The 12531-nt window shown below is 35.4% G+C and carries 9 protein-coding genes; 3 read left to right on the top strand and 6 right to left on the bottom strand.

The window, feature by feature from the left end; all coding sequences use genetic code 4:
* Nucleotides 1-7: 7 nt before the first annotated feature.
* On the bottom strand, nucleotides 8-1417 hold the full coding sequence (locus EFREU_RS00135; protein WP_100609020.1) for a glycoside hydrolase family 1 protein: 1410 nt from the start codon (nucleotides 1415-1417) through the stop codon (nucleotides 8-10).
* A 171-nt stretch (nucleotides 1418-1588) separates the two neighbouring features.
* Nucleotides 1589-2995 (bottom strand): EndoS/ChiA family endoglycosidase, encoded by a 1407-nt coding sequence (locus EFREU_RS00130; protein ID WP_100609019.1) that lies wholly within the window; start codon nucleotides 2993-2995, stop codon nucleotides 1589-1591.
* A gap of 214 nt (nucleotides 2996-3209) precedes the next feature.
* Here EFREU_RS00130 and EFREU_RS00125 point away from each other — a divergent pair, with 214 nt between their 5' ends.
* The 3 genes from EFREU_RS00125 to EFREU_RS00115 all read left to right on the top strand — a co-directional run bounded on the left by EFREU_RS00125 (nucleotide 3210) and on the right by EFREU_RS00115 (nucleotide 7395).
* Nucleotides 3210-3908 carry a GntR family transcriptional regulator gene (locus EFREU_RS00125; RefSeq protein WP_100609018.1) on the top strand — a complete coding sequence of 233 codons (699 nt, stop codon included), beginning with the start codon at nucleotides 3210-3212 and terminating at the stop codon, nucleotides 3906-3908.
* Between the two features lie 90 nt (nucleotides 3909-3998).
* Entirely contained in the window at nucleotides 3999-5945 is a 1947-nt protein-coding gene (locus tag EFREU_RS00120) for a PTS transporter subunit EIIC (RefSeq protein WP_100609017.1), read from the top strand.
* A gap of 1 nt (nucleotide 5946) precedes the next feature.
* The gene (locus EFREU_RS00115; protein WP_100609016.1) at nucleotides 5947-7395 is read left to right on the top strand and encodes a glycoside hydrolase family 32 protein; all 1449 of its coding nucleotides are present in this window, start codon (nucleotides 5947-5949) and stop codon (nucleotides 7393-7395) included.
* Nucleotides 7396-7472: 77 nt separating this feature from the next.
* On the opposite strand, the gene glpK is transcribed toward EFREU_RS00115, so the two are convergent.
* The 4 genes from glpK to mnmE form a co-directional block, all read right to left on the bottom strand.
* Nucleotides 7473-8981: a glycerol kinase GlpK gene (gene glpK / locus EFREU_RS00110; protein WP_100609015.1), complete on the bottom strand. Its 1509-nt coding sequence runs from the start codon at nucleotides 8979-8981 to the stop codon at nucleotides 7473-7475.
* A gap of 50 nt (nucleotides 8982-9031) precedes the next feature.
* A complete protein-coding gene (glpO, locus tag EFREU_RS00105) occupies nucleotides 9032-10201 on the bottom strand; it encodes a type 2 glycerol-3-phosphate oxidase (RefSeq protein WP_100609014.1) in 1170 nt (389 codons plus the stop codon).
* A gap of 51 nt (nucleotides 10202-10252) precedes the next feature.
* A complete protein-coding gene (locus tag EFREU_RS00100; protein ID WP_232673618.1) occupies nucleotides 10253-11032 on the bottom strand; it encodes an MIP/aquaporin family protein in 780 nt (259 codons plus the stop codon).
* A gap of 120 nt (nucleotides 11033-11152) precedes the next feature.
* A complete protein-coding gene (gene mnmE, locus EFREU_RS00095; RefSeq protein ID WP_100609012.1) occupies nucleotides 11153-12514 on the bottom strand; it encodes a tRNA uridine-5-carboxymethylaminomethyl(34) synthesis GTPase MnmE in 1362 nt (453 codons plus the stop codon).
* Nucleotides 12515-12531 lie beyond the last annotated feature (17 nt).

Here is a 12531-nt window from a genome sequence, read left to right as displayed (position 1 = left end):
TCCTCATTTATTGAATTAAAGCAGTATCAATCTCGATTTGATTATTATTTTCAATAACATTTCGTAATCATTCTCCAGATTTCTTCGTACGCCGGTTTTGCGTTTCTAAATCTAATTCAACTAACCCATAGCGGTTTTTGAAGGCATTCGCTCAACTTCAACAATCAATAAAGGTTCAAAGGTGATACCCAAAGCAATTAGCCCCGTCTTTAATGGCAAGGTGAAGTCAATAAAGGTGTTCTTTTATAAAATCGATTCGATAATCATCTTGAATTTGACCACTTTCATTACGAAAGCGACCCTCATCACTTACTCCCATGCCGTTTTCTGAAACAAATCAAGGAATGTTATTATAGTTTTCTTTCAAATCCATCGCGATATTGTAGAGGGTTTTAGGATGAATTTCTCAACCACGATGAGGATTAATTCGACGTTCTGGCCATTCATAATTAGCAAACCATTTTTCAGGCATTAAAGGACCTTCAAATATTTCCGTCGGTGCTTGAATACGTGCTGGTTGATAATAATTAACGCCTAAAAAGTCAATTTTGGCTTCGGCAATTTGTTTTAAATCGTTCGGTTGCACTTTAGGAAGATGACCTTCTGCTTCTAAAAGGTCAACTAACTCTGGACTAATAGTGCCTTTTACGGTTCCATCTAGAAAAAAGCGATTAAACATTAAATCACGACGTTGAGCCGCTTGGACGTCGGCCTGATTATCGCTTTTAGGATAGGCGGGAGTTAAGTTTAAAACAACGCCAATTTGTTTGTGAGGGTCACTTTGGAAAAGCAAGTGGAAAGCGTTAACCACTTTCGCATGAGCTACCAAAGTCCCTCAAGCTGCTTGAATCGCACGTTTAAAATCGCAAATTTTTGGCCAATAAAGTTTGTATAGGTAACAAGCTTCGATAGGTACAATTGGCTCATTAAAGGTGATTCAGTAATCCACTACGTCACCAAATTCTTGAAAACATATTTTGGCATATGCCACAAAGTGGTCAATTACTTTGGGGTTTTCAAAACCACCAATGTTTTGAAAAGCAATTGGCATGTCAAAGTGAAATAAGTTGACAACCACTTTGATATGACTGGTTTTCAATTTTTCAAAATAGCTACGATAAAAAGCAATTGCCTCAGGATCTGGTTTGTTCGTTTCTAAATCGGCAATTAAACGAGTTCATTGGATTGAGGTACGAAAACTATTATGTTTTAAGCCCTTCATTAGTTCGATATCTTTTGAGTAATGTTTGTAAACAGCCGTGGTAATTGTTGGTCCTACTTGATTAAAAAAGTCTTCCGGCTTATTTTCAAACCAATAATCCATAATACTCATTTGTTTTTTACCGAAATTCCCTTCCGATTGCGGTCCACTAGTCGCGGTTCCTCATCAAAAATCAGGGTTAAATTGAATTTTCATTTTTTCTCCTTTTTCCATTCTATTAAGTTAATTCTAAAACTTTTTTCCAAATTATCATTACCTTCTTTTATTAAGAAAAGTCTACGGTGGTGGTGAAATTTCTTATTTAAAAAACTAGATTAGTAAAAATTAATCTTACTAATCTAGTTTTTTAAATAATTTTTAGAGGATTTAAACGTGAATTTTTGAAAAAATTTTTTTCAAGTTTTCTGTTTCGTTGGTAAGGTCTTCTTGCGAATATTCTTTTGAACCTAAGAGGTTAGTTAGAGAGTGGTAAGCTTTCTTTAAGTCGCTTAAATCTAAGTCCCCTTTTTCAAGATAATCACGTACTTCTTGAACAAGGTTTAAACTTGGTTGATGATCAAATTGACGTAAATTGTTTTCCAAAATCGGATCGTAGTTCGGATTTGTAAAGACTAAGTCTTCTGGATTTGTTACTTCACTTCCACCTAAGATTGCCTTATTTATTTCATAAAGATTTTTGGCTGAATTTACTTTTTCTTCATATTTAGCATAATCTTGATCTAAAAGATTATTTGAGTAACGAACCCTTGCAAGATGGTGGTTTGCTAATTCCTTAGCAGTCTCTAGGCTTGTTCCATTTGCCTCTAATAAAGCGGTTTTTGTTCATAATAAATTAGAAGGAATAATGTGACTATAATCTGGCTCATAATAAGTACGACCATCACGATCTAAGGCATATAAAAACATGCCTGCTAAATTGTTATCGTAAGAATATTTAGCAACATCATACATATTTGATTCTTCATAAGGTTCTTTTTGATCATGTCAGCGATTATTATCTTTTTCTTCTGGGAACGTTAAACCGGGCAAGAATTTACTTGAGTCAATATACGCACTGTAATCCTTAACGGCACGCTCAGTCCTTTCAGATGATGCACCGTATTGTTGGTAAGCTAATAAATCAAAACAATCGGCCACATTTTGGAATGGGGCAGTTCATGAGGCATTAGTGTCATAAAAGAAAGCAGTGCCATTATTGGCCTTTGGACCAATTAATTTTGAAAGTGACTTTATGACACCATCAGAAAGCGAGACCTCAAATTCATTGGGGTGTGTTTCCATATCAATATCTAAACCATCCAACCCTCAAGGTGTCATTAACTCATCAATTAATTTTTGGGCGTGATAATCAAACTCTTCTTGAGTTGGAAAGTTACCTTTGTAATTGATTTTTAATAATTCGCTATAATCAAAACCGCGAATTAATTTAACACCGCGACTATGAAGATATGGCGCATAATCACTTTTTAATTTTTCAAAATATGGTTTTGCTAACTCTTCTTGACCCTCAGGCACATAACTAAAGACATTGACGTAATTGATACCATAAGGAATGTCAAACATCGTAATCCAGTTAGGATCTTCAATATCTGTATTGACTCCCTTCATTTCTTTATCACGTCAAGCACGATAATAAACAAGAAAATTTTTATTATCGATTTTGTCAAATATTTTGTCGGGCGCTTCATGCTTATTAGCGCATCCCACAACCATGCTTGAGGTTAGTCCTACTGCCATGAATGATGATGTGAATATTACCGATTTGTGTTTCATACTATCTCCTAACAACCAAATTGTAAAAGAAGGCTAAAAAGTAGGAAAAAGTTTTTAACATGAGGGTAGATTTTGGAAAGATATTCCATTAGGCTACCTTTTTATTTTGTTTTTTGATTAGTTTGCTTCTTTTTTGGCAAGAATGTTAAAATGTTTTTTTCGGGTTTTTGGCAATTGGAAGAGTAAAAGGTACAATGAAATTAGCAGGCCCTATATGAAACACAAATGACAAATCGTTTTTGATTATTTAATGTACCTTATCAAGGAATCTAAGGTGAAACCAGGTAAACCGTTACCATCCCAAAATCAGCTAAAAACAAAATTTAAATGTAGTGATCAGCCAATCCGTCAAGCGTTTGCTAAATTAATTGAGTTACAATTGGTAACTCCTATGGCAGGTAAAGGCTTTTTAGTACAAGAAAAAAACCAAAATAATGTTTTATTTAGCTTCCGGGAATTATTTCCTCAAGCAACAAACCATTATTTTGGTTTTGAAGAAGTTGTTGTTGATTATTTATTACAAAAAAAGACCGGTTTTACATTGGGGGATGAACTTTTCTGCTATTCTTGCGAACGTTATGATGAGCACCAAAACCTCATTTTGTTTCAAGTTTCTTATGTTCCAAAACGACTTTATAAAAAATTGACCCTAGAGCACTTAAAAAAATATGGTCTTATGCACTATATTGAAAAGGAAAGTAATTTTATCTTAGGTTATGCTACTAAGGAAATTAGCTTTCAAGTGGCTGAGACTGATTCAACTATTGAGCAGTACTTAGCTCGGGTTTGCTCACTTGGCACCATTGTTGATAAGGGCACCCTTTATACGATTTATAGTGAGGCTGTTGAATATCGAGAGAGTTATTATAACCCCAACTTTTTTCGATGAAATTTTATTGAGTGAAGAAATTAAAAACTACAAAAACCTATGATTATAAGTCTAGGTTTTTGTAGTTTTATTTTTTTAAATTAAGATACAAAAACTTGATAGGAAGGTTTAGCGATGAATCGAAAAAATTATAAAGAAGCAGCCCAACTTTTTTTAAATGCTGTTGGCGGTTCTGAAAATATAAGTACTTATTTGCATTGCGTCACCCGTTTGCGTTTTATTGTTTTTGATAAGACAAAGGTTGATGAATCAGTAATCAAAACTTCACCACTTTGCAAAGGTTTGAATTGGCAATCTGACCAGTTACAAATTATTTTAGGAACTGGAGTGGTTGAAAATGTTTATGACGAAGTGGAAAAAATTTTGGCGAATGAAATTAAAATAGCAAAAACCTCAATCGTAAACTCCACCAAGGACGAAGCAATGGCCTTAGCAAAAGCCAACAAAAATAAATTTCAAAGCAAAACTAAATTTGGTTGGTTTAAAAAGGGGATGCGTGGTCTTGGTGATATCTTCTTGCCAATTATCCCCGCTATTGTGGCCGCGGGTCTAACAATGGGTTTTGCTGCTTTATTCAAACAAGTTGGTTGAATAAGTAAAGGGTCACAAGCCGATAAAATTTTAACAATTATTACCAATACTGCTTTTGACTTTCTAGCCGTTTTAGTTTGTTGATCAACTTTTAAAAAATTTGGTGGCAATCCAGTTTTAGGAATTATTATCGGTCTAATGTTAGTTTCGCCAATTTTGCCAAATAAAGGGGCTATTGGCCAATGAGAAGCTTACCAAAAGTTTTTAGAGAACAATGGTAAGCCAAGCGATTGAGAAAAAATTTTAGGCACAATCCCCACAGAAATTTATCCAATGAAGATTGGCTTTATTCCAATAACTGGTTACCAAGGCTCTGTTTTACCGCCACTTATTTTAGGAATCGTTGGTGCTTATGCGGAACGTGGTTGAAAACGAATTGTTCCTCAAGCAGTAAGCATCATTTTGACACCTTTCTTAACAATCGTCTTAACATTTCTAGTCGGACTTTTCTTTTTAGGGCCCATTCTACTAATGGTTGAAAAGGGAATTTTAATTGCAGTTCAATGAACACTTGGTCTGCCAATTGGCTTAGGAGTTGCCTTTACTGCTGGTATTCTACAGGCAATCGTAATCACTGGTTGTCACCAAGTTCTTCAAGGTTTAGAAATGCAGTTAGTAACCGCCGGACAAATTCCAAATGGCAATGGGGTTTTAACACATTCTATTTTCAATGCTATCTGAACTGCCTCGATAATTTCGCAAGGAGGAGCAGCACTCGCTATTTCTTTGAGAACTAAAGATAGTAATGAACGCCGACTAGGCTTATCAGGAGTGATCCCAACATTTTTCGGAATTACCGAACCAGCTATTTTTGGTACTAACTTACCAAAGACAAAACCATTTTTATTTGGTCTTGCTGGAGGTTTTGTTGGAGGATGATTTGCCGGTTTACTTAACATTACTTGTCCTGGCATGGGGGTCACTGTTATTCCAGGCTTACTTCTTTATACTCATGATTGAAAAATGATGTTAGGTATCATCGGGGTTAATATTATTTCTTTCTCTGTAGCCTTCGTCTTAACGATGGCCTTTGGAATTGACAAAATCAAAGTCCAAAAAAATTTCAAGAAAGAAATGATTGCTTACAAAAATGAACAAAAATTACCTAATGAAGAATGAAAAAAAGTAGTCAAAAGTTTAGAAACCGTAACCAACAATCATGCTAGACAATTAAACGACTTTAACAAATCATTAAATAATTTAGATCGTTTAAGTTTGAAAAAAGAAATTGTCGAAATAAAAATGAACAATTTTCAAAATAAGAAGCAAAATAAATTTACAAAGTGAAACAAAAAAAAGATTGTAAAAAGTCTTCACAAAAATCAACTCAAATTTGCCAAGGCTCAAAATGTTTATAATGAAAATATTATTAATTTTCAAAATTGGCAAAGTGAAGCGATGATGATTCTAAAAGACGATGTCTGGCTGAAGGAATGCCAAGATAAAATGAAGGCAATAGTAGCGAGGTAAAATGAAGGATAAATATAGTTGAATAACAAGTCAAGACTACAGTTTATTTAGCAATCTCCACCAAAAGAAAATTCATGATTGGTATAACAATCAATTTCATTTGTCAGGCTATAGCGGTCTAATTAACGACCCTAATGGTTTAGTTTTTTGAGAAGGTCAATATTATATCTTTATGCAAAATTGCCCTTTTTCAACAAACCACAAAAACAAATCTTGAGCCTTGTATACCACCCGGGATTTTATTAATTATCGTTACGAGGGCATTACGATTACTCCTTCATGTCCTTATGATAAAGATGGTGCTTTTAGTGGCAATGCCTTTATCGAAAATAATCAACTAGTTTTTTACTATACCGGTAACTACAAATTTGATGAAACAAAACGAACTGCTTTTACTTTAAAAGCTATGATTGATTTAAAAACCAAAACCGTTACCAAAAAGTGTCTTTTTGAAGCAAATCGTCATTTATATTCTGGTCATTATCGTGATCCATTTGTATTTCAAAACGAAAACATTACTTTTATGCTTAATGGTGCTCAAACTCTTGATGGCAAAGGAGTTTTGAATTTACTTCAAAGCAACGGGCCAAGCAATAACGATTGACAATCACTTAATAATTTTAGTTGAGAACCACCAAATAAAGACCCGTTTTACATGCTGGAGTGTCCTTCACTTCTTCAATTTAAGGAAGATAAATTTATAGTTTTTTCAGGAGAGCAAAAAATTTCTTTTGCCGATAATAGTCATATGGTGTGGTACCAAAAAAATAATTTTGGAAGGGATATGAATTTAACAAGTAATAACCCACTTTGTTTGTTGGATTATGGTTTGGATTTTTATGCCCCCCAAAATATCAAAAATTTACCTAATCGCCACATCATTATTGGCTGACTTGGTAACTCTCAAGCCACCACAGAAGTAAATGCTAAATCTGGATGATTTAGTCAATTAACTATTCCTCGCCTTGTGACGAACGTTAATGGGAAATTAAGACAAGAGCCTATCCCCGAATTAAAGCAATTAAGAGCGGAGCTCATAAATAAGGAAAAGTTGGTTTATGATAATGGGCTTCTTGAATTTAAAGCCTCGGAAATACCCAAAAAATTTAACTTCAAAATTAAAAATATTCATGATGAATATTTATTAATTACTTATGAAAATCAAGAACTAATTATTGACAGGCACCATATGACTTTGCGTGACGATAAAAACTTACCACCTTTACAAAAAATTCACATCCCCCAAGTGAATAATTTCCACATTTTAATTGATCGTTCTTGTTGCGAAGTTTTCTTAAATGATGGCGATTATCCAATCTCAATTCATTTTTTTGTTAACAATCATCAAGAAATCGAAACTAATTTGTGTCCAAGCGAAGCTTATACTCTCCAACCACTTAATTTTATTGCTGAAGAAAATATTATTTTTGAAAATATCCTAATTGACTAGTTATTTCAAAAATTTAAAAAGCACTCCAAAAGAGTGCTTTTTAAATTTAAATTGTGAAATAAATTAATAACTTGTTCCTATTCAACATCAAGGACTCAACTAAATGTTCTTTGAACCGCTGCCTTTCATCCTTTGATTTTTTTGGCGACTTGAGCTTCCGTTTCGGTTGGTTTTAATTCCAAGGCGATTACATAGTGCTTTTTGATTTCTTCAAGATTTTTTCAAAATCCGGTTGCCAAACCAGCTAAATAAGTAGCTCCCATTGCTGTTGTTTCAACATTTTGGGGTTTAATGATGGTTGTTTGAGAAATGTTAGCCTGAAATTGCATTAAGAATCGATTATTGGAAGCGCCACCATCAACTTTAATTGATGAGAATTTTTTGCCCATGTCTTTTGACATTGCTTCTAAAACATCATTGACTTGATAAGCAATCGCCTCTAGAGTAGCGCGAACAATGTGCTCGCGTTTCGTGCCTCGATCTAGACCAAAAATTGCTCCCCGCGCATAGTTATCTCAATATGGGGAACCTAAGCCAGTAAAAGCAGGCACTACATAAACGCGACGATCATCATTAACTTGGCCAGAGTATCATTCTGTTTCAAGTTCGTTATAAACTAAGCGTAAAGAATCACGCAATCATTGCACAGCAGCCCCAGCCACCAAAACCGATCCTTCGATGCCATATTTGATGACTCCATCATAATCGCTAACCACCGTCGTTAAAAGACCGTGTTGGGAGAAAACGCGCTCAGAAGCAGTATTCATCAAAATGAAACAACCGGTTCCATAAGTTACTTTCGCTTCTCCTTTATTGACTGCTAATTGACCAAATAAGGCTGCTTGTTGATCACCAATTGAGGAAGTAATTGGTACCTTATGGGTATCAACCTTCGATACCAATCCTGGAAATGTATAACCATAAGTTTCGCTATTACTTTTTAAACTCGGAAGCATTGACTTAGGAATCCCAAAAATATCCAATAGTGATTGATCTCAATCATTCGTTTGAATGTTATAAAGTAAAGTTCGACAGGCGTTAGTTCGGTCTGTGGCAAAAACTTCACCAGCGGTAAGGCGATAAATTAGTCAAGTATTAATCGTCCCAAAAAATAAGCGCCCTTTGTTTGCTAGTTTTTGGGCCCCTTCAACATTATCAAGAATCCACTTTACTTTAGAAGCAGAAAAATAAGGATTAATAAATAAACCAGTTTTATCACGAATGGCATCCACTTCTTGTTGTGTAAAACTTTCACAGAATTTTGCAGTACGTTTATCTTGCCAAACAATCGCATTGTAAATGGGAATGCCTGTTTCTTTGTCCCAAACAACCACTGTTTCACGTTGGTTTGTAATACCAATAGCCTCAATCTGCGATAACGTTAAATGGGCCTTATTTAATGAATTAGTAACAGTTGTTCTTACAGCATTCCAAATTTCAATGGCATCTTGTTCCACTCAACCTTCTTGCGGAAATATTTGCGCGAAAGCTGCTTGGTCCACTGAAACAATTTCACATTTTTTATTAACGACAATTGCCCGGGTACTAGTGGTGCCTTCATCAATTGTTAAAATAAATTTTTCCATTTTTTTCTTCTTTCCTATAAATTAATTAGCAATTGCTATTTGTCTTAGCTTTATGATGACATTGATAACACATTTTGTTGAACAGGTTGCCAATTGGGATTCTTGGCAAAATTTTTAAATAGAGGCTGAATAAATTTGTCAATCACATAATCAGCAATTGCCGGTGCTGAAGCAATAGCAGGCGATTTCATCCCAGCTACATTAATAAATGTTTCGTCTTTTAAAGCGGGCTTGATATAAAAATCATCAGTTTTTGCATAAATCGGACGCGAGCCAGAATAAGCCATTATCGTTCTGTCCATATTTAAATCTGGGATAAGTTTGGTACCAATTTCGGCAATTTCCTTAAAATTAGCTTCCGTAATAAGACTCGTTTCATCTTTGGCTATTCCATCCTCAGCAGTTGGGCCTACCATTAAATGACCGTTTAACATTGGGGCAACAATAACCCCCTTGCCGTGGATTGTCGGTACCATAAAGAGCACTGAATTAATCCCCGCTACTTGCGTTTTATCTAAAATGCGGTATTGCCCACGACGAGCCGTAAGGGTGTAATCTGGATAGCCCGCTTTTGCCGCCAAAGTATCAGCATAATGCCCGGCAGCATTAATAATCACTGGGGCCGAAAACCGGTTCCCTTGAGTTGTTTCAATATGATACTGTCCATCACTTTTACTAATCTTGTCAACTTGAGAATTAACAAAAAGTTGTACTCCATTATGAATAGCATTGGCAAAAAGTGTTTTGGTTAATTCGACTGTATCTACGGCGATTGATGAATTGCAAACCAAAGCCCCAAGCGCTGCTTTATTAATTCTTGGTTCCCGTTTTTGTAATTCTGAGGCATTAATAATTTCTAACTCATTAGCTTGTAGACCATTTTTCAAACCTCGGTTATAAAGTTCTTTAATAGCTGCCATCTCAGTTTGATTAAAACCAACAACTGTAGAATTAATTCGTAAATAGGGGAAATCTAAGTCCCTAATCCAGTCTTCATACCGGTGTTTACCTTGAATATTCAAAATGGCATTAAGTTTTCCGGGTGTAGGATCAAAACCACCATGAACCAAGCCTGAATTGCCAGCACTAGTTTCCATTCCAACCCGCGGGTCCGCTTCTAAAACAATCACTTTTTTGTTATATTGACTTAATTCGCGAGCCAAACTAGCTCCAATAATACCGCCGCCGATAATACAAATATCAGCTTTAATTTCTTTCATTTTTATCCCTTTTCTAGTTAGCATAAATTCATAATAAATATTTGGGCTCTTTTAAATTAAGAAACACGCTCCTACAATAGCCCCGGCCGTTAAGGGGGCTACCACAGGCACCCAACTATATTTTCAATCAGCGTTTAGTCCTTTACGGCCAAAAGATGTTGATAATAACCCTTGGTAAACTAAGCGAGGCATTAAGTCACGAAAGGGATTAATGGCGTAACCGGTGGTTCCAGATAATGAACAACCAATGGCCATAACAACAATCATGACTAATAAAGGCGTCACAAAAGTCATCCCGTTTGCAATTCCCAATTTCCCAACTCCTAAAATAGTAATGATTAAGACGGCAGTGCCAACAAACTCCATTAAGAAATTTGACCAAGTAACTTTAGTTTGTGGCACTGTAGCATGCATCGCCAAAACTGGTTGCGTATTTTCGGTTGCAAAATCTTTTTTTGCTCGTGCAAAACACGCCACAATTTGGTGAGAATAAACAAGGTCAACAATAATTTGACCAAGTAAAAAGCCGAGGGCCTGACCAATGATGATAATGGGAAGTAAATTTCATGAACCAACATTTTTTGTTCAGTTATTTACCACAAAGGCTAAGGTCACCGCAGGATTTAATTGGGCAACTCCACCTAAAGCTGATGCTACAAGGGCTCCAATGCCCACAGCAAATCCTCAACCTAAGGCAATCATTAAAAAATTGGCGTTTTTATAGGCGCTAGTGCCTTTTAACAAAACATTAGCAACAACACCGTTACCTAAAATGATTAAAAGCATCGACCCTAAAAGTTCGGTGCCAAAATAGGTAAATCAGTTAGACATATATTTTTTCTCCATTCTGCCGCGTTAGTACCGGTACATTTATAGTATATTTTTGGGTCTCTTAAAAAAGAGATTTTTGAACCTAAAAATAAAAAAACTCAATTACCTAATTGAGTTTTTTTATTTGCCTAAACAATATTTACGAAAAATATTGTCAATAATGGCTTCATCTTGTGTTTCTCCAAGTAAATGTTTTAAAAGATCTCACGCTTCATAAAGATCAACATTAATTAAGTCAATTGGATAAAGGTTGGCGAGATTTTTTTTCGCTGTTTTTAACTTATCCAATATTTGTTTTAAAAGTGCTACTTGGTGAGCGCTAGTTAAAATTAAGTGTTCAGTACTATCCAAATCAGCAGTACGAAAAACAGAATTCAAAGCCTCTAATAGTGGTTGAAGGTCGTCGTTAAGTGCACTAATGAAAATGGCCTCTGGATATTTATCTTTTAGTTTGGCTTGTTCTTTCTTTGAGAGACGGTCGATTTGGTTAACAATAAATAATACATGTTTATTGCCAAAAAGTTTTGTTCATTCAGGGTTAGTAAATTGGTCGATTTGGTTAGGAGTCGTTACGAAAAGAATTAACTCAGCTTTTTTCAATTCGTTAATTGTTTTAGTAATTCCCATCTTTTCTAAATCATTACTCGTTTCGCGAATTCCTGCGGTATCCACTAGTTTTAAAGTGCCTTGGGGAAGATTAATTACTCCCTCAACAAGGTCGCGCGTAGTCCCTGGAATTGATGTCACGATTGCTTTTTCCTCATTGATTAAAGCGTTTAGTAATGAGGATTTGCCGACATTCGGTGCACCGGCAATGATGGTCGTCACGCCACTAATCGCCTTATTCGCTCTTTGGGAACGATCAAGTAATTTCTTAACCTCTTGTACCAAAACATTAAGGTTTTCTTCAAGTGATTTAGCATCAACCCCCTCTACATCTTCGTATTCAGGATAATCTAAAGCTACTTGAATTTTAGAAATTAAATCCAATAGACTAGTTCGTAACGTAATTAATGATTTTTGGTGATGGCCATGCATGTTGGTCACCCCAATTTTTAAAGCTAAGTCGCTTGGCGCATGAATTAAATCATTAATTCCTTCCGCTTGAACCAAAGTAATTTTGCCATTCAAATAAGCCCGTTGACTAAATTCGCCTGGTAATGCCAAACGGGCTCCCGTTTTTAAGATTAGTTGGAGAATTCGTTCAGTATTGAGCACTCCTCCATGACAAGCAATTTCTACCACATTTTCACCAGTGAAAGAATTTGGGTGCACAAAAGTCGTAATGACAACATCATCAACTAATAAGTCACCGTCATATAAACCGCGATAAAAAACTCCCTGTTCTTTAGGAACCCGTTTTTTAACTACTTGGTTAATAATTTTAAAAGCATCATCGCCACTAATTCGCAAAAGGGCAATTGCCTGAGTAGTAATTTTGGTCGCGGGGGCCAAAATCGTATCTTGAATTGTAGATTGCATGAGATTAATCCTCCCAT

Origin of the sequence: Entomoplasma freundtii, assembly GCF_002804205.1 — a bacterium.
Classification (GTDB): domain Bacteria; phylum Bacillota_I; class Bacilli_A; order Mycoplasmatales; family Mycoplasmataceae; genus Williamsoniiplasma; species Williamsoniiplasma freundtii.
Note: the sequence above shows the minus strand (reverse complement) of the source record. Positions and strands in the feature narration are given on the sequence as shown.